Origin of the sequence: Streptomyces sp. NPDC019531 (genome assembly GCF_044903305.1) — a bacterium.
Classification (GTDB): domain Bacteria; phylum Actinomycetota; class Actinomycetes; order Streptomycetales; family Streptomycetaceae; genus Streptomyces.
The window spans coordinates 301,470-320,235 of the sequence record NZ_JBJDQL010000005.1 but is presented as its reverse complement, the minus strand read 5'-3'; the positions used below and the strand labels follow the sequence as shown (position 1 = coordinate 320,235).

8 protein-coding genes and 1 pseudogene are annotated in these 18,766 nt (G+C 69.3%); 6 read left to right on the top strand and 3 right to left on the bottom strand.

Annotation, left to right across the window (positions count from 1 at the left end; translation table 11 throughout):
• Nucleotides 1-127: 127 nt before the first annotated feature.
• The 3 genes from ACI2L1_RS09315 to ACI2L1_RS09305 are packed head-to-tail and all read left to right on the top strand — an operon-like array spanning nucleotide 128 to nucleotide 13,010.
• Complete coding sequence (locus ACI2L1_RS09315; protein ID WP_404738689.1) at nucleotides 128-5,446, top strand: DEAD/DEAH box helicase; 5,319 nt, start codon at nucleotides 128-130, stop codon at nucleotides 5,444-5,446.
• Entirely contained in the window at nucleotides 5,443-8,562 is a 3,120-nt protein-coding gene (locus tag ACI2L1_RS09310; protein ID WP_404738688.1) for a helicase-related protein, read from the top strand. Before ACI2L1_RS09315 ends, ACI2L1_RS09310 begins: the two co-directional genes overlap by 4 nt.
• Nucleotides 8,559-13,010, top strand: a complete 4,452-nt coding sequence (locus ACI2L1_RS09305; RefSeq protein ID WP_404738687.1) for an Eco57I restriction-modification methylase domain-containing protein — start codon at nucleotides 8,559-8,561, stop codon at nucleotides 13,008-13,010. The genes ACI2L1_RS09310 and ACI2L1_RS09305 overlap by 4 nt, the downstream gene beginning before the upstream one ends.
• A 31-nt stretch (nucleotides 13,011-13,041) precedes the next feature.
• On the opposite strand, the gene ACI2L1_RS09300 is transcribed toward ACI2L1_RS09305, so the two are convergent.
• The 3 genes and pseudogenes from ACI2L1_RS09300 to ACI2L1_RS09290 form a co-directional block, all read right to left on the bottom strand.
• On the bottom strand, nucleotides 13,042-13,263 hold the full coding sequence (locus ACI2L1_RS09300; protein WP_404738686.1) for a DUF397 domain-containing protein: 222 nt from the start codon (nucleotides 13,261-13,263) through the stop codon (nucleotides 13,042-13,044).
• The gene (locus ACI2L1_RS09295) at nucleotides 13,260-13,424 is read right to left on the bottom strand and encodes a hypothetical protein (protein ID WP_404738685.1); all 165 of its coding nucleotides are present in this window, start codon (nucleotides 13,422-13,424) and stop codon (nucleotides 13,260-13,262) included. The genes ACI2L1_RS09300 and ACI2L1_RS09295 overlap by 4 nt, the downstream gene beginning before the upstream one ends.
• Nucleotides 13,375-14,040 (bottom strand): annotated as a pseudogene (locus ACI2L1_RS09290) (DUF5753 domain-containing protein). Before ACI2L1_RS09290 ends, ACI2L1_RS09295 begins: the two are co-directional and overlap by 50 nt.
• A gap of 351 nt (nucleotides 14,041-14,391) precedes the next feature.
• Here ACI2L1_RS09290 and ACI2L1_RS09285 point away from each other — a divergent pair.
• The 3 genes from ACI2L1_RS09285 (at nucleotide 14,392) to ACI2L1_RS09275 (ending at nucleotide 18,678) form a co-directional block, all read left to right on the top strand.
• Entirely contained in the window at nucleotides 14,392-14,691 is a 300-nt protein-coding gene (locus ACI2L1_RS09285) for a hypothetical protein (RefSeq protein WP_404738684.1), read from the top strand.
• A 172-nt stretch (nucleotides 14,692-14,863) separates the two neighbouring features.
• Nucleotides 14,864-17,188: an McrB family protein gene (locus tag ACI2L1_RS09280; protein ID WP_404738683.1), complete on the top strand. Its 2,325-nt coding sequence runs from the start codon at nucleotides 14,864-14,866 to the stop codon at nucleotides 17,186-17,188.
• Between the two features lie 167 nt (nucleotides 17,189-17,355).
• The gene (locus ACI2L1_RS09275) at nucleotides 17,356-18,678 is read left to right on the top strand and encodes an McrC family protein (RefSeq protein ID WP_404738682.1); all 1,323 of its coding nucleotides are present in this window, start codon (nucleotides 17,356-17,358) and stop codon (nucleotides 18,676-18,678) included.
• The last annotated feature ends 88 nt before the right edge of the window (nucleotides 18,679-18,766 follow it).

Below are 18,766 nucleotides of genomic sequence, written 5' to 3'. Positions count from 1 at the left end.
GCTAATCGGGTGTCGCGGCGACAGCATGGTTAGGGTAGGTGGGTTGATCGGCTGGAGGCCGTCACGAAGCGGTTCGGCACGCGGGCGCGGGTCTCCACACATGGCATGACAAGGGGGCGGGGGCACCGTGGACGTGTTCAGGGCGCATGAACAGCTCATCGAGGACTACGACGAGTTCACGCGTTCGCTGGTCTGGGTGCGCGACCCCGCCATCCGTGCTCATCTCAAAGAGGAGCGCGACCGCAAGACCCGCTGGCCCGATCCCTGGATCTCGCTCAATCCGATGTTCCGCAAGGGCGGCACGGTGGCGGAACTCACCGAGCCGCGGGACGGCGAGCCTCCGGTACTGGCCGCACTGTGCGCCCAGTACTTCCGGGACAAGCAAGCGGTGGAGGACGTGGTCGGCCGCGAGGACGTCACCCTCACTCTCCACTACCACCAGAAACAGGCCGTCGAGATCGCGGCGTCCAACAGCTCATATGTGCTCACGACGGGAACCGGGTCAGGTAAGAGCCTGTCCTACCTGCTGCCCATCGTGAACGAGGTCCTCAAACATCCGCGGCCGGGCACCATTTCCGCGATCATCGTCTATCCCATGAACGCGCTGGCCAACAGCCAGATGGAGGAACTCAAACGCTACCTTGAGGACGGTGTACCGGACGCGGACCGCAAGGTCACCTTCGCCCGCTACACGGGGCAGGAGAAGCTCAAGGACAAGCAGTCGGTGCTGGCGAGCAAGCCGGACATCCTGCTGACCAACTACATGATGCTGGAGTACCTGCTCACCCGCCCCGACGAACGCAAGGAACTCATCGCGGCGGCGAAGGGGCTGCGTTTCCTCGTCCTGGACGAACTCCACACCTACCGCGGTCGTCAGGGCGCCGATGTGGGCGTCCTGGTGCGCCGACTCCGGGACGCCTGTGAGGCCCCGGACATGCGGTGCATCGGCACCTCGGCGACCATGGCCACCGCGGAGACCTTCGAGGAGGCCCGCCAGGAGGTCGCGGACGTCGCCACCCGGCTGTTCGGCACCACGGTCGAACCGGACAACGTGATCGGCGAGACGCTTGAGCGGGCGACGGACCCGGGCCGTCCACTTCCGCCCGAGGGGCACCGGGCCGCTCTTCTCGCGGCCGTACGCAAGGCGGTCTCCGGGCAGGACGCGCTGCCGACGACGTACCAGGAGCTCAAGTCCGACCCATTCGCCATCTGGGTCGAGGACGCCTTCGGCCTGGAACCGGAACCCGGTTCCGACACCGCGACCACGCGTCGCCTGCGCCGACGCGCCCCCATCCAGATCCCGGAGGCCGCGCGGCAACTGCGCGCGGCCTGCGGTGCGGAAGCTCCCTCAGCGAAGGACTGCGGGGCGGCGATCCGGACGATGCTCGAAGTGGGGGCCCGGACCAAGGTTCCCGGTACGACGCGCCCCCTCTTCGCGTTCCGCCTCCACCAGTTCCTCTCCAAGGGTGACACCGTCTACGCCAGCCTCGAACCGGTTACGGCCCCTCGTCACCTCACCAGCCAGTACCAGCTCCGGGTACCCGGCCATCAGGACCAGCCGCTGGTGCCCCTGCACTTCTGCCGCGAATGCGGACACGACTACCCGGCCGTCACCTACGACAGCCGACAGGAACGCTACTTCGCGCGCAAGGACCCCGAGGCCCCGGCGGAGGCGGGCGACGGTTATCTCTTCGTGGACGAGGAAAGGCCCTGGCCCAGCGATCCCGAAGACGTCCTCGACCGCCTTCCCGCCAGCTGGATCGAGACCGACGATAATGGTCGGCGCACCGTCGTGAAGGCCCGCAAGGACGACCTCCCGGTCGAGGTCTGGCTCTCCCCGCAGGGGCGGCCGACGACACCCGGAACGGGCCTGCACGCCTGGTGGATCCGCGCCCCCTTCCGCTTCTGTCCGCGCTGCCGGGTCGGATACGAGCAGCTGCGCGTCCGGGACTTCGCCAAGCTCGCCACCTTCTCCGCAGAGGGGCGCAGCTCCGCCGTGTCCCTCGTCGCCTCCAGCGTCGTACGGTCGCTGCGCGGCCAGCCCGAGCTGAAGAAGCGGGCCCAGAAGTTGCTGACGTTCGTCGACAACCGGCAGGACGCCAGCCTCCAAGCGGGCCACTTCAACGACTTCGTCCAGGTCACCCAGATCCGGGGAGCCCTGTACCGGGCGCTGGAGAAGGCGGGAGAGACCGGCCTGCGCCACGACATGCTGCCTCAGGCCGTGACCGAGGCGCTGGACCTGCCTCTCTCCGCCTACGCCCAAGGTGGCGCCGGGGTGAAGTACGGGCAGCTGGAGGACACCAAGGCGGCCCTGCGCGCGGCACTCACCTACCGCGTCTACGGGGACCTTGAGCGCGGCTGGCGGCTGACCATGCCGAACCTGTCCCAGACCGGCCTGCTCCGATTCGACTACACCTCGCTGTCCGACATCGCCGCCGACACCGAGCTGTGGCAGGGCACGCACTGGGCACTGGAGAACGACGAACCCGCGCACCGCGAGGAACTCGCCCGGACCCTGCTCGACGAACTGCGGCGGGCCCTCGCGGTCAACGAGACGCGCCTGACCAAGCTGGGGCACGAACAGCTCGTCGCCCAGAGCAGGGAACATCTGGTGGGTCTCTGGGTGGTACCGGAGGCCGACCCACGCAGCCCGGCCCGGGTTGCCTACGCCGGACCACGGCCGAAGCGCTCCTCCTCCCCCGAGACGGTTCACTTCAGTGCCCGCGGCGGATTCGGACGTTACCTGCGCAGACCCGACGCGTTCGCCGCGCTTCCGCAGCTCGCCGGCGGCAGGATGGCCGAGGCGGACGCCGACGTGGTCATCCGCGACCTGCTGCGCATACTGCACACGGCCGGACTGCTCAAGATCGTCGAGGAACGGTCGGACGGAGCTCTTGGATACCAGCTCAAGGTCTCCTCCCTGATCTGGTTGCCAGGGGACGGCGAGACGGCGGAACCGGACCCGGTGCGCAAGACCTTCGACCCCGGAGCCGGTGGCAGGGTCAACCGTTTCTTCCGCGACCTGTACCGCGATGCCGCCGGGGAACTGCGCGACCTCGAGGCCCGGGAACATACCGCGCAGGTCGAGACGGACCTCAGGATCGCGCGCGAGAAGGGGTTCCGTAGCGGAGACCTCCCGCTGCTCTTCTGCTCACCGACGATGGAACTCGGCGTCGACATCGCCGAACTCAATGCTGTCACCATGCGCAACGTCCCCCCGACCCCGGCCAACTACTCCCAGCGCTCGGGTCGGGCCGGACGTTCGGGCCAGCCCGCGCTGGTGACCACGTACTGCTCCACGGGCAGCGCCCACGACCAGTACTACTTCCGGCGTCCCCAGCTCATGGTGTCGGGCAGCGTGGTACCCCCGCGTATCGACCTGACCAACGAGGACCTACTGCGCTCCCACATCCACGCGGTGTGGCTGGCCGAGACCGGGGCGAATCTGAAGCACCGGATGACGGACATCCTGGATGTCGCCGCTCCGCCCCGGGAGCCGGGCGGTCCGCTGCCTCTGCCTCTCGCGGGCAAGCTCCGCCAGGGGCTGGAGCGCGATGCCCACCGGCGCAACGCCATCACCCGCTGCACCCGGATCCTCGCTCCACTGCGCGATGACCTGGCCGCCACCTCCTGGTGGTACGAGGGATGGATCGAGGACCAGGTCCGAAGCGCCCTGCGCACCTTCGACGAGGCGTGCGACCGCTGGCGTCGTCTCTACCGCAACGCCCACGACGAGCGGGACGAACAGGACCGCCGCGCCAACGACTCCTCCGTCACGCTGCAGGAGCGCCGCCGCGCCCGGGCCCGCCGTATCCAGGCGGAACAGCAGCTGGACCTGCTGTGCAACGACACGGACGCCACGGACGGAGTGCGCTCCGACTTCTACTCATACCGCTACTTCGCCTCCGAGGGCTTCCTGCCCGGGTACTCGTTCCCGAGGCTGCCGCTGGCCGCGTATGTCCCTGGAGAGCCCGGCGAGAGCCGGTACGGCCAGAAGCACGGCGCCTACATCCAACGGCCGCGGTTCATCGCCATCGGTGAGTTCGGTCCCGGCGCGCTCATCTACCACGAGGGCCGCCGCTACACCGTCGCCAACGTGCAAGTGCCCATGGGCGAGACCCCGGGGAGCATCGCCACGGTCGACGCCAAGGTGTGTGGTGAGTGCGGCTACTGGCACGACAACCGGGAGAAGCGCGAGGACTGCCTGCACTGCCGGGCCCGGCTCGTGCCCGTGCTGCGCAGACTGATGCAGTTGACCACTGTGTACGCCGAGCCCCGGCGCCGTATCTCTTCCGACGAGGAGGAGCGCCTCAGGGAGCCCTTCGACCTGAAAACCGCCTACCGCTTCCACCACGGGAAACTCACCGCCCGTTTCCGGCCGGAGAGCGGTGGCTCGGATGTGGCCGAGGTCGCCTACGGAGACGCCGCCGTCTACGTCATCAACCTGGGTCGGCGCGGGCGCCGTACCCGGGGCGACGAGGGCTTCTGGCTCGACCCCGTGACCGGACGCTGGCTCAGTGACAGCAAGGCCGCCGAGCGTGCCGAGTCCTCGGCCGAACAGGCGGCGCTCGGTACCTTCCGGCGCACGACCCGGACGGAGAAGGTGGTTCCGTACGCGGACGACACCAAGAACATCGCCGTCCTGCGCCTGGCGGTCCCGGTCGATCCCTACACGGCCGTGACCCTCCGCTACGCCCTGGAGCGGGGCATCGAGGCGCACTTCCAGCTGGAGGACGCCGAACTGCAGAGCGAGGACCTCCCCGACCCGGAGGACCGGGCGCGCATGCTGTTCGTCGAGGGCGGGGAAGGCGGCGCCGGTGTGCTGCGGCTGCTGCACGACGATCCGGCCGTGATCGCCAAGGTGGCCGCCAAGGCCCTGGAGATCATCCACTACGAGAAGGCGGACGGCGAGTGGCGAGACCGGGGGCACGCCAAGGGGGCGCAAGAGGTATGTGAGTTCGGCTGCTACGACTGCCTGCTCACCTACCACAACCAGCCCTCCCACCCCATGATCCGCCGCCAGACGGCCGTAGCACTGCTGATCCAGCTCGCCGAGTGCGAGGCGGTGAAGGACCGGCCGCAAGCGGCGAGCCCGGCCGAGCAGGCCGCCGCGCTGGCCTCGCGTACCTCGCACGCGGAAGGCGGCGGATTCGTGGAGTGGCTCACCGAATACGGCTACCGGCTGCCCGACGAAACGGGTGAGGGCCTCGGTGCGGCACAGGTGGTGCCCGACTTCGTCTACCGTCTACCCGACGCCGACGTGGCGGTCTTCCTCGACCTGCCCCGCCACGGCGTCCCCGACGAGTCGCGTGACACCAAGGCCAGGACCTGGCTGGGCAACCGCGGCTGGCTCGTGATCGAGATGAGCGACGACAGCGAAGAGGAGTGGCACAGCACCGTGCGCGCGTATCCCAACGTCTTCGGCCCGGGACGGACTCCACGATGAGCGGCGGTTACGTGCCCGGCGCACTGGTCCACGCCCGGGGCCGGGACTGGGTGGTACTGCCGGGAAGCACCCCGGAGTTCACGCTGGCGCGCTCCCTGGACGGGGACAGCGAGTTCGACACCCTGCTCTTTCCCGAGGAGACTGCGGACCCGCGCTTCACCGCTCCGGAACTGCGCTACGCGAGGGACGAGGAGACGGGGCGCCTCGTTCCCGTCGACAGCGAGGATATCGGCGACTTCGCCTCCGCCTCCCTCCTGCGCACGGCCCTGCGGGTCTCCGCGTCCAGCGGCGCCGGCCCCTTCCGTTGCTTGTCCGGGATCGCGGTCCAGCCACGCCAGTACCAGCTCGTACCGCTGATGGCTGCCCTGCGCATGGACACCGTACGGCTCCTCATCGGCGACGACGTCGGCATCGGCAAGACGGTCGAGGCCGCGCTGATCGCCAAGGAGCTGCTGGAACAGGGCTCCGCGACGAACCTGGCCGTCCTGTGCTCCCCGGCACTGGCCGAGCAGTGGCAGCGCGAGCTGCGCGACAAGTTCAGCCTTGACGCCGAACTGGTGCTGCCGTCCACCGCGAAGAAGCTGGAACGGTCGATCATCGAGAATGAGCAGACGATCTTCGACCGCTACCCCTACACCGTCGTCTCTACCGACTTCATCAAACAGCGGGAGCGCCGCGACGCGTTCCTGCGCACCTGCCCGGATCTCCTCATCGTCGACGAGGCGCACACCTGTATCGGTGCCGGATCGGGCCGGCAGCAGCGTTACGACCTGTTGAAGGAACTGTCCGCCGACCGCGACCGCCACCTGATCCTGGTCACCGCGACCCCGCACAGCGGCGACCGCGACGCCTTCGCCAAGCTCACCGGCCTGCTCGACCCCGCCCTGGCCGAGCTGGACCCCACGGTTCCGGCCCACCGGGACCGTATCGCCCGGCACTTGGTGCAGCGGCGTCGCCGCGACATCCGGCACTTCCTCGACGAGGACACCCCCTTCCCCGCCGACCGCTTGCTGCGCGAGGTCCCCTACCGCCTCGACCCCGTGTACGCCCAGTTCGTCACCGATGTCATCGGCTACGCCCGGGAGCAGGTCCGCCGCCCCGACGGGGCACTGGGGCAGCGGATGAGCTGGTGGTCGGTGCTCGCCCTACTGCGCTGTGTCCTCTCCTCCCCGGACGCGGGCAAGGCGACGCTCACCACTCGTTCCGCCGTCGCGTCCGCCCGCACCCCGGAGGAAGCCGACCGCATCGCCCGTGACACCGTCCTGGAAGGATCCGACGCGGAGGCGGCGGAGGGGCTGGATACGGTACCGGGAACACTCCTCGACAGGGCGGAGCCCGCTCCCGCTCCCGAGTCGGAGGAAGTGACCGAAGGACCACGACCCAAGACGGAAGGGGAGACGGCCCCCCGGCCCCGCAAGCCGGATCCCAAGTTGAAGGAGTTCGCGCTCCGCGCCGCAGCCCTGGCCGGACCGGAGCACGACGCGAAACTGCGGCTGCTGATCGACGAGGTGAAGGCCCTCATCGCCGACGGCCACGATCCGATCGTGTTCTGCCGTTACATCCCCACGGCCGCATACGTACGCACCCACCTCCACGACGCGCTCGGCGGCCGGGCCCATGTCGAGGCCATCACCGGCGACCTGCCGCCCGAGGCCCGCGAGGAACGGATCGCACAGCTCACCGTGCGTCCCGGACGCCAGATCCTGATCGCCACCGACTGTCTCTCCGAGGGCGTCAACCTTCAGGAGCGCTTCAGCGCGGTCCTCCACTACGACCTCTCCTGGAACCCGACGCGCCACGAGCAGCGCGAGGGTCGCGTGGACCGCTTCGGGCAGCGCAGCGAACGGGTTATGGCCGTGACCCTGTACGAGACCGACACGGGTATTGACGGCCTGGTCCTGGACGTCCTGATCCGCAAGCACCGTGACATCGCCCAGCAGACAGGGGTGGCCCTGCCCGTGCCGAAGGCGGGCGAAGGCGTACTCGAAGCCCTGACCAACAGCCTGCTGCTGCGAGGCCGCCCCGAACAGGCCGCCGGCACCGGCCAGCTGTCGTTCGACTTCGGGGCGGACGAGCAAATCGCCGCGGCCCGTGACACCCTCCACCGCGCCTGGGACAGCGCCGCCGAGCGCGAGTCGAGGGTGCCCACCAAGTTCTCCCACTCTGGCATGCGACCCCAGGAGGTCGAGGACGAGCTGACCGCTCTCCGACAGGTCCTCGGAGTCCCCGCCGACATCGCGGAGTTCACCCGAGAGTCGCTCGCCGCACTGCGCGCGCCGGTCCGGGACCTGCCGGACACCCACGGCTTTGCCGCCCAGCCGAGCCCACTGCCGCCCGGTCTGCGGCACGCCCTCGGTGTGTACGAGACGGAGGACCAGGCCGCCGCCGCGGCCGGCACGGGCCGCACTGCGCGCCGGACCGCGGTCAAGGCCACGCGTACCGCGAAATCCCTCCGGCGGACGACGGCGTCCTCTACCACCCCGCGTGAGCTGCTCTTCCACCGCGACCTGCCGGTGCCGCCGAACGAGCACGCACTCGTGCGCACCGACCCCGCGGTCCGAGCCGTCGCCCGCTATGTGCTGGACTCGGCCATCGACCCGGCCATACCACACGACGAGCGGCCCGCCCGCCGCCTGAGCGTGGTACGGACCCCGTCCGTCGACATCTACACCGTCCTGCTGCTGGCCCGCTATCGCCTCAAGCTGAGCCTCCCCCTGAAGAACAGCCGAAAGCGCAAGGAACTCGTCGCCGAGGACACCCGCATCCTGGGCTGGCGCCCCGACGACCATGGCGGCACCGAGTGGCTCAGCGACGAGGAGACCGCCGCACTGCTGGCCGCCGAACCCCAGGGCAGCGTGATCCCCGAACACCGGCTCGACACCATCCGCCGCGCACTCGGTGAACTGCGCCTGCCCGAGGTGCGGGCGCATCTGACCGAGTACGGCGACCAGCTCGCCCAACAGCTCACCGACGCGCACCTACGGGTACGCGAGGCCGCGGGCGAGCGGGGCCGCCAACTCGGTGCCGCCGCCGCCCGTAGCATCACCGTCACTCCCGCCGGGCCCCCCGACGAGCTCGGTGTCTACGCCTTCCTCCCCGCCGGAGCCCGCCGTTGACCCCCGTCCTGACCGACTTCCGCTCCGCCCTCGCCCCCCTGCCGCCGACCACGTCCGCCGTACGGATTGAGGGCCGGCTGTTCACGGCCGACCTCCTGGCCAGGGTGGCCGCCGGCGACCGTGAACTACCCGGCTGCGCCCCGGCCGACTACGGCCTGTACCGGGGCGAGCGCATCGGCGAGGCGGCCGGGCGCGCCTGGGCCGCCCTCACCGGCGCCTACCGGGCCTTCCGCGACGACCTGGCCCGGCTGCCGGGGGAGAAGTCCGCCAACACCCTGACCCGCAGGGCCTGGCTGTTGCGCCTCTTCACGGAACTCGGCTACGGCCCCCTGCACACCGACGGCGTCACCGTCGAACACCCCACCCGGGGCGAGCGGCTGCACAGCAGCCACCGCTGGCAGGACCACCTCCCGGTCCATCTCGTGGCCTGGGGCAAGACCCTCGACCGCAAGGTCGGCAATCGACGCGCCCCCCAGTCCGTCCTCCAGGAACTCCTCAACGTCTCCCCGGACCACCTGTGGGGCGTCCTCTCCAACGGCCAACTCCTGCGCGTCGTACGGGACTCCACCTCGCTTGTCGGCTCGGCGTACCTGGAGTTCGACCTTGAGGCGATCTTCGACAACGACCAGTACGCCGACTTCGTCCTGCTGTACTCCCTGCTGCATGCCACGCGCTTCGAGCTGGTGGCCAAGCCGCGCAAGAGGCGGCGTACCCGGAACGCCGAGGAGGCGGAGTCTCCGGATCCGGCGGAGGAGACCGCCGCCGACGGTGTGGCGGAGAATGAGACCGAGACCGAGACCGAGAGCAATCCGGAGGACGACGAAGAAGAGCCCGGTGACGTCGCCGATATCCCCGCACAGCCTAAGCTCGGCGAGGACACCGACGATCCCGAGGCCCCCGCCCTCACCCCCGCCGACTGCCGTATCGAGTGGCTGCGAGCCCACTCCGTCGAGACCGGCCTGCGCGCCCGTGACCACCTGCGGGACCAGGTCGCCGACGCCCTGGGCGTGCTCGGCACCGGATTCCTCGTCGGCAACGAGGAGCTGCGGAAGACGATCGCCCGCGGCGGCCAGGAAGCGTTGGAGGAGTTCCACCACGAACTCCTGCGCCTCGTCTACCAGTTGATCTTCCTGTTCGTCGCCGAGGACCGGGGCATCCTCCTCGACCCGACGGACTCCCCGCCGGTCAACGATGCCCGCAAGCGCTACCTGGACTACTTCTCCACCCGCCGCCTGCGCCGCATCGCCTTCCGCCGTCCGGGCGACCGCAACACCGACCTGTGGCCCGCGCTGTGCCGCGTCCTGAACGCCCTCGGCACGGACGGCGGCGCTCCCGCTCTCGCCCTGCCCGAACTTGGCGGACTGTACTTCCGCGCCGACGACGAGTCCGCCCCCGCCACCAACACCCGCCTCGGCGCCGCCGAGCCCCTGCGGAACGCCGCCCTGGCCAACGAGCCGCTCCTGGAGGCCGTACGGCTGCTGTGCCGGGTCCAGGACAAGCAGCTCCGCTGGCAGCGCGTCGACTACCGGCACCTGGGGGCGGACGAACTCGGCAGCGTCTACGAGTCCCTGCTGGAGCTGCGCCCCCGGCGCAGCTCCCAACCCGAACGCTTCTGGGTCCAGACCCTGGCGGGCAACAAGCGCAAGACGACCGGCGCCTACTACACACCTGTCACCCTCATCGAGAAGCTCCTCGACGAGGCACTCGACCCGGTGATAGAGAGTTTCGCGACCGGAGATCCGCGCCGCCTTCTCGACCTGCGCTTCGTCGACCCGGCCTGCGGTTCCGGCCACGTCCTGGTCGCGGCAGCGCGCCGCATCGCCCACCGGTACGCGGAACTTGACACAGGCGACCCCGAACCGGCACCCGAGCGGGTGCGGACGGCACTCGCCGAAGTCGTACGCCACTGCGTGCACGGCGTGGACATCAACCCCATGGCCGTGGAGATCGCCAAGGTCTCCCTCTGGCTCGAATCCCTCGAACCCGGCCGCCCCCTCGCCTACCTCGACGACCGCGTCAAGGCGGGCAACGCCCTGCTCGGCACCACCCCGAAGCTCATCGCGGACGGACTTCCCGACGGCGCGTTCAAGAAGCTCGCGGGCGACGACAGCAAGATCCTCACCCGGCTAAAGTCCGCCAACAAGAAGGAACTGGCAGGAGGCCAGGGGACGCAGGGATCCATCGGGAGCACACCTCTGCGCATGGGTACGGTCGCCCTGCGCATGGAGGCCGAGGAACTCGCCGACCTGCCCGACGGCAGCCTGGCCGCCGTACGCGAACAGGCCCGCCGGTACAAGAAGTTCGTCCAGGAGTCGGAGGAACGCCGACGTCATCAGCGGGTCGCGGACGCCTGGTGCGCGGCCTTTCTCTGGCCCAAGTACGTGGGCGCGCCGGTCGCCCTCACCAGCAGCACCCTTGTCCACATCGCCGAGGGGGGAGCCCTTCCTCCGGACGGCGAGGAGGCGTTGCGGAACATCGCCTCCCGTAACCAGTTCTTCCACTGGCACCTCGAATTCCCGCGCGTGTTCCGCGTCGAGAACGACGAGGACGAGGACCACAACCCCGTCACCGGCTGGCAGGGCGGCTTCGACTGCGTCCTCGGCAACCCGCCCTGGGAGCGCGTCAAGATCCAGGAGAAGGAGTGGTTCGCCTCCCGCGACGAGACCGTCGCCGACGCCCTCAACGCCCATGAGCGCAAGAAGCTCATCGCCGCGCTGGAGGTCAGTGAGGATCACGTCGATCGTGAGCACTACGAGCAGTTCCAGATCGCGCTGCGTGAGGCGGCCGGTACGACGCTGATGCTCCGGGGGTCAGGGATCTTCCCGTTGACCGGGCACGGCGATGTGAACACGTACGCGGTGTTCGCGGAGCGGGCGCGGACGCTGTTGGCGCCGGAGGGGCTGTCGGGGCTGGTGCTGCCGACCGGGATCGCGACGGATCTGACGACGGCGCGGTTCTTCGGGGAGCTGGTGGAGCGGCGGGAGTTGGTGACGGTGCTGGATATGGAGAACGAGGAGAAGCTGTTCCCCGATGTCCACAACCAGTACCGCTTCTGCCTGTTCACGGTCTCCGGGCCGGGCCGACAGCAGGAGCGGGCCAGGCTCGCCTTCCGGGCCCGCAGACCCGACCAGCTCGACGCCCGCACCTTCGAGCTGGACGCGGACGGCTTCCGGGCGATCAACCCCAACACACGGACCTCGCCGGTGTGTGACAGCCCGGAGCATCTGGCGGTGCTGCGGGGGATTCACGAGCGGGTGCCGGTGTTGTGGGAGAGCAAGGGGATGGGGGGTGAGCGGAATGAGTGGGGGTTGCGGTTCAAGACGATGTTCCACATGTCTGGCGATTCGGATCTGTTTCTGACAGCTGAGACCTTGGACAGCGAGGAACGGACGCGGGCGGGGACGACGTTCGTCAGCGGGGACGCGCGTGCTCTCCCGCTCTACGAGGGCAAGTTTCTCCACCACTACGACGCCCGCTTCGCGACGTACGAGAACGCGACGCAGGCCCAGATCAACAAGGGCACCCTGCCCCGCCTCGACACCCCCGCACATCGTGACCCGTACGCCGTGCCGCTACCCCGCTACTGGGTCAGGGAGGAACTCGTCGACGCCCGCCTGGCGGCCGAGCACCCGTCGTTGCCGCAGACAGAGTGGCCGTACGACTGGCTGATGGGCTGGCGTGATGTGTGCCGGGCGTCGGACGAGCGGACGGTGATCGCTTCGGTGGGGCCGAGGACGGCGGTGGGGCATACGGCCCCGCTGCTGCTGCCCGTCGACCGGGCACTGCCGTTGGAGGGGCTGCTGGCCAACCTGTGTGCGTTCGTTCTCGACTTCGCCGCCCGGCAGAAGATCTCGGGGGCGCACCTGACGTATGCCTATCTGGAGCAACTCCCGATCCTCGGCCCGGCGAAGTACGGCGCTCCCACCCCCTGGCTCGCAGGTGAACTCCTGGCCAACTGGATCCGCCCGCGAGTCCTCGAACTCACCTACACCTCCCACGACCTGGCCCCCTTCGCCCGCCATCTCGGCGACGAGGGACCCCCGTTCGTCTGGGACGACGAGCGCCGCTTCCTCATGCGGGCGGAGCTGGACGCCGCGTACTTCCACCTGTACGGGGTGTCCGAGGCGGAGGCCGCGCTCGTGCTGGACAGTTTCCGGGCGTTCCGCAACAAGAAGCCGGAGCTGTTCGCGCGGACCAGGGAGGAGATCCTGACGGTCTATCGGGCGATGGCGAAGGCAGCCGAGTCGGGCGTGCGGTACGCGCACCCCGAGCAGACCCCGGTGCCGGGTCTGGGGCAGCGCCACGAGCCTGGCAGGAGTCCGCTGACGAGGCTGCCCGTCAAGGCAGACGAGGAGGCTGTGGGTGAGCAGTCGCCGCAGCCCGAAGCGCCGGAGCCGAGCGCGCCGGAAGGGGAGGACCCGGACGGGCAGTTGGGCTTCTGGGGCTGAGAGCTGAGGCGGTGCTGTGATCCGACGCCAGTCACAGCTCGCCGGCGATGATCCCGTCCTGGAAGGCGGCCCACTCCGAGGCGGTGAAACGCAGGGGCTCGCGGCCGGGGTTCTCGGAGTCCCGGACGGCCCTTGCGCCGCCGGGGAGTTGGGCTACCTCGACGCAGACGTGCTCCGCGCTGCTGGCGGACGCCTTCCGCCATATCGCGGTGCTGATGTCGTAGGCGTACAACTCGGCTTTACGGTAGGTCACTTCCGGTGCCGCTCCTCCAACTCGGTGATTCTCGCGAGCGAATCCTCCACCGCAAGTGCCGTCGCGCGAATGCGCTCGAAGGCTTTGGCGAAGGGCGCCGCATCGTCGCCCTCAACGTACGCGGCGCCGCTGAGGTTTTCTAGAAGTACCACTGGCGGCATCGGTCGGGGGAACGTAGTGAGGGTGCCCCCCCACGACGCCGGGGTGCGCGGTCGAGTTCAGCGGCATCAACTGAACGGTGGCGTTGGGCATTTCCGAGACGTCGAGGAGTCGTCGGAGCTGTTTACGCATCGTGGCGGGCCGCACAGCGAAGCGTTGGTGGAGTGCCGCCTCGTGGATGATGGCCCACAGCTCCAGAGCCCCGCCCGGACGGGAGAGGACGGACTGCCTGGCCATGCGTACCTCAGCCAGCGCGGTGACTTCTTCCGGCGTGCGGCTGGTCACCCCGGAGATGGTCTCGCGCGCTTAGGCGGTGGTCTGGAGCAGCCCGGGGACCACCAGGGGCGACCATGCACAGATCGCTTCGGCGTCGGTCTCAAGGGAGATGCAGTCGGCGTAGGCGGGGGAGACGATCGCGCTGTATGTCTGCCACCAGCCCTTCTTCCCCGCATCCTGCGCCAGGGCCTTCAGCGCATCCTTCACCTGGGCGTCCTGCACTCCGCACACCGGCAATAGGGCTTCCACCTCGGCCGGCTTGATCGCCTGAGTCGCGCACTCGATCTTCGAGAGCATGGGAGCCCTCCAGCCCATGGCTCCTGCGGCGCTGTCAAGTGTCATTCCTGCTTCGCTGCGAAAGCGCCGCAGGCTGGCACCCAAGCGGCGGCGCCGAACGGTCGGTACAAGTGGCGAGTTGGGCACGGGGGAAGTCTGACGAGGCTGATGCGGTGGTCGCACACCATCGCGAGAACTTCTCTCTTTCGGAGGGAAATATTTCTACCTCGGGGAGGACGAAGTGCATCGGGTGGAGCCTGGACCAGTCCCAACCGCCCTGCAGGGAGACGACGCCATGGACCCCACCTCAACCCCCCACCCCACCCCACAACCCCCGGTTTCTCCCCCCGACCCCGCCCCCAGGGCTTCGCCGCCCACATCTCCGCCTCACCCTCGAACCTGCGCGCTGTAAGGGAGTTGACCCGCACCGAACTCCTCACTCAGGGCCTCGCTCCCGGCGCCGTCGACTCCGCGCAGCTCGTCCTGTCCGAGCTGGTCGGCAACTCGGTGAGGGCCTGCGGGGACCACGTCCCGCTCGTTGTCGAGGTGTGCGTGACGTCGTACGGCATCGCACTGAACGTGCACGACCCGGACCCCGGCGTGCTGCCGAGGCCGGGCGGGGGCTCGGGTTGGTCGATCTGCTCGCGCCGGGGTGGCATGTGTGGTGCCCGGCGATCGGGAAGCAGGTGCTGCCGGGTGCCCGCCGAGGAGCCGTGACGGGAACCGGCCAACCCGCGACGGTGATGTCCGGAAGTGCACCGCTCCTGTGGGGCGGCATTGACATCGGACGGGCGTTGTCAGTGGTGGCGGTTATGTTGGAGGCGCTGGAGTCGATCTGTTCGGGGAGCCGCGTGGGTGGTCCGTCGTGGCCCACGGGGAGGGGGATGTGATGAGTGCTGTCACGGAGTTGAGCGCGCGGTCGGTGCACGCCGCCATGCGGGTCCTGCACCGGCTGCCGGCCGGGCACGGGTTGTCGTTCGCCGAGGTGTGGGAGCGGGTGCAGGAGGACGATCCCACGCTCAAGGCGGAGTGGGACGAGGAGTTCCCGGACCTCGCCACCAACGCTCGGACGAAGTTGCGGTACGACAGCATCAACCTCGTGAAGGCGGGCTGGCTCCGCAAGACGGGCCGGAAGTGGCGACTGACCGGCCCGGGGCGCCAGGCGTTCACCGCGTACGAGGGCGACAGGCACGCCCTGCTGGCGCGTGCCTTCCAGCGGTACGAGTACTGGAGCACCGAGCGTGCGGCCTTCAACCAGGCGGCGGATGTGCTGGAAATGCTGCCCGACTCCAGTCAGTGGGTCGCGACCGCCGACCTCGCGGCGACCATCGGTCTGGAAGAGGAGCCGCTGCGGTCCTGGATCCAGGCCGGTCGTATGCGCGGCTGGCATCTCGCTCTGGGGCAGGACGGAGAGGTGCCCGAGCAGCTTGAGCTGACGGAGGGCGAGTACGACGAGTGGCGCATCCTGCTGGAGGAGAGCCGTGTCTACGACATCACGGCCTCCGGTGCCCGGGCCGTGCGCGCGAAGCTCGACCGCAGGCTGCCGACCGAGCAGCTGACCGAGCTGGTGGCCGAACAGGGCACCGCACCCACGAAGCCCGAACCGCCCCGCCGTGCCTGGCTGATCCGTGGCATGGACCTCGCCGGGGTGCCCCTGATCCGCTCCCTCTGGCGGGACAAGGGCGTTTGTACCCTCTCCGCCGACCGCATACCCACCCTCGGACCGGAGACGGGTCCGGAGGAGATCCGTGAGATCGTCGACACGTACTACACCGATCTGAGCCAGGCTCGCCGGAGCGAGACCACCGCCTCCTTCCAGGCGTTCCTTTCGCGGATGCGGCCGAACGACATCGTCATCACGACCGACGGCGACCGCATCTACCTCGGCGAGGTCGGGGAAGGCGAGGTGACGCAGACGGCCACCGGTGACGGGACGGTACTGCAACGCCCCGTGGAGTGGGCCAACCTCGACGACAAGAAGCCACTCACCCTCGACGACCTGCCCCGGCACCTCACCGGCCCCCTGGGTAACCCGAACGCCGGCCTGTTGGAAATCTCCGAATTCACCGCGGACCTGGAAGTCCTCCTCGACGAGGACCCCAGCCGAACCCCGAGCGGCGCGGTCGCCGACGCCGAACTCCCGGACGCCACACAGGAGCTGGCCGACAAGCTGACCATGCCGGATCCCGAATGGCTCCAGGAGTGCGTGGAACTGCTGCGCGACCGGCCTCAGTTGATCCTCCACGGCCCGCCCGGCACCGGCAAGACGTACACCGCCCTCGCTCTGGCCCGCCACCTCACCGGCGGGCGGGAGGCCAACATCCGGTTGGTGCAGTTCCACCCGGCCTATTCCTACGAGGACTTCTTCGAGGGCTTCCGGCCGCGCGCCGTTCCTCTCGCGGCGAAGGAAGGAAAGGAGGGCAAGAAAGAGGCAGCCGGTTCGCGCACCGGGCACGGCCGTTCTCCGGGCGGGTCGGCTGACGGCCGGGGCCTGTCCGACGCCGGTTCGGGCATCGTGTTCGACCTGGTACCCGGCCCGCTCAAGACGCTCGCCGAGAACGCCGAGGACAGCAGGGGTGAGACGTTCGTCCTGGTCATCGACGAGATCAACCGTGGACATCTCGCTAAAGTCTTCGGCGAGCTGTACTTCTTGCTCGAATACCGCAAGGAGTTCGTGCACCTGCTCTACGGCTCGGACGAGGGGCACCGTTTCCGGCTGCCCCCCAATCTCGTCATCATCGGCACGATGAACACCACCGACCGCTCCATTGCCCTCATGGACGCGGCAATGCGTCGGCGCTTCTCCTTCATGGAACTCCACCCGGCCCGGAAGCCGGTCAGTTCCTTCCTGGCGGAGTGGCTGAAGCAGAAGCAACTCCTGCCCGACGCCGCCGTCCTGCTCGACGCCCTCAACGCCCGTATCGAACAGGTCCGGCTGGACGACCGGGACTTCCGGATCGGCCCCTCCTACTTCATGCGGCCCGCCGTACACAGCCACCCCAAGGGACTGGAGAGGGTCTGGAAGCACCAGATCCTCCCGCTCCTCGCGGAACTCCACTGGGGTGACGACGTCGACGTGGAGGCCGAGTACGGTCTGGACGTGCTTCGGGAGGCGACGGGTCTGTCCACAGGGACAGGTGACACGGACACGGACAGCACAGTGCAGGCCGCGACGCCGAACGGCGCCCCGGCGGCGCCGGGAGCCGACGAGTGACTGCTGCGGGGGACGATGCGCAGGCCGCTCCGGTGGTCGCGGAGACGGTGGTCGTCCGGCCGGGCGTGCCATCGCCCACGACGCTTCCGGTCGCCTCCGGGAGCCCGCCAGTACCGGATCCGCGTCGCCCTTCCGACGCGTCAAGTCGCGCACGCACGGTGCCATTTGTGTCCTCCTCGCACCCGCCCCGCCCAGTGGGCGCCGGGCTGCCGACACGAAGACGTACCCTTCAGCCCGTCGACGTCAGGGAAGGCGCGGGCTGGCATGTCCGACCGCTCACCGACGCCCAGGTCAACACTCTCAGTACGAAGGAAGCCCGGAAACTGGTCGACATCCGTCCCGCTCGGGACCGCCGGGGCGGCGCCCGCTGGGAAGTCCAGGCCAAACGAACCGTCGGCGCCGTCAGACTCGGCCAAGACGACGGCACCGTCATGCTGCGCATCACCCCGAAGATCACGATCGACCGGCTGCTGTACCTGCTGGCCCACGCTCAGGACAGACGGCTGCGCTGGCAGCCGGACCCCGTTGACGCCTCGGTGCGGAAGGAACTGTTCCCGGCGATCGCGACACTCTTCTCCCGCGCCGCCGAGCGGGCCCTGCGCACGGGCCCGCTTTCCGGCTACAGCGGCCGAGAAGACACCGCGATGATGCTGCGCGGCCGACTCCGTGCCGCCGCTCAGCTCCGTCGGCGCCCCGGCCTCGCCCTGCCGCTGGAGATCGCTTACGACGAACACACCCCCGACATCCCCGAGAACCAGCTCCTGCTCGGCGCTGCCCGTCGGCTCGCCCGCCGGGCGGACGTTCCGCCCGGCCTGCGCGCCAGGCTGCGCCGACTCGACGCCCGACTAGAAGGGGTCACCACACCGGCCCCTGGCGCCCCGGTGGCGGCATGGACACCGAACCGGCTCAACGCCCACTACGTTCCCGCGCTGCGGCTCGCGGAGATCGTTCTGCGAGGGGCCTCGTTCGAGTACGAAGACGGTCGGCACGTCAGCGTAGACGGGCTGCTGTTCAACATGGAGAAGGTCTTCGAGGACTTCCTCGCGAACACCCTCGGCGCGGCCCTCGAACGGCACATCGGTGGACGCAGCCAGCCCCATCCGCGTACCCACCACCTCGACGACCACAATGAGCACATCCTGCTGCCCGACCTGGTGCACCGGCTTTCCGGAACTGACGGCGGTCTCCACCCCGCGATCGTCGTGGACGCGAAATACCAAGAGGGAATCAAACGCGAGAACCTGTACCAGATGCTGGCGTACTGCACCTGCTTCGGACTGGCTGAGGGGCACCTGGTGTCCGCCGCGGGCGACACCGACGGCACGCCCGTACGTGTCCCCGTCCCCGGGGGCGCGATCACGCTGCACCGGCACGTCCTCGACCTGAGGCTGCCGTACCCCGAACTCGCGGCCAGAGTCGACGAACTGGCCGGGACGATCGCCGCGGCCCGGACGACCGCCCCGCAGCCCCGGGCGAGGGCGGTGACATGAGCGGAGTACGCCCTTGTAGGGGTCGCAATCCGGACAGTTCCACGGTAACCGCCCACAAGATCCGGCCATTCGGGCGTGGCCGTGTCCG

What these genes read in the sequence shown, in the direction of transcription:
- ACI2L1_RS09295 (WP_404738685.1), bottom strand. Translation starts at nt 13,424, where the DNA reads ATGCCGCCAGTGGTACTTCTAGAAAACCTCAGCGGCGCCGCGTACGTT.
- ACI2L1_RS09280 (WP_404738683.1), top strand. Translation starts at nt 14,864, where the DNA reads ATGAGTGCTGTCACGGAGTTGAGCGCGCGGTCGGTGCACGCCGCCATG.
- ACI2L1_RS09310 (WP_404738688.1), top strand. Translation starts at nt 5,443, where the DNA reads ATGAGCGGCGGTTACGTGCCCGGCGCACTGGTCCACGCCCGGGGCCGG.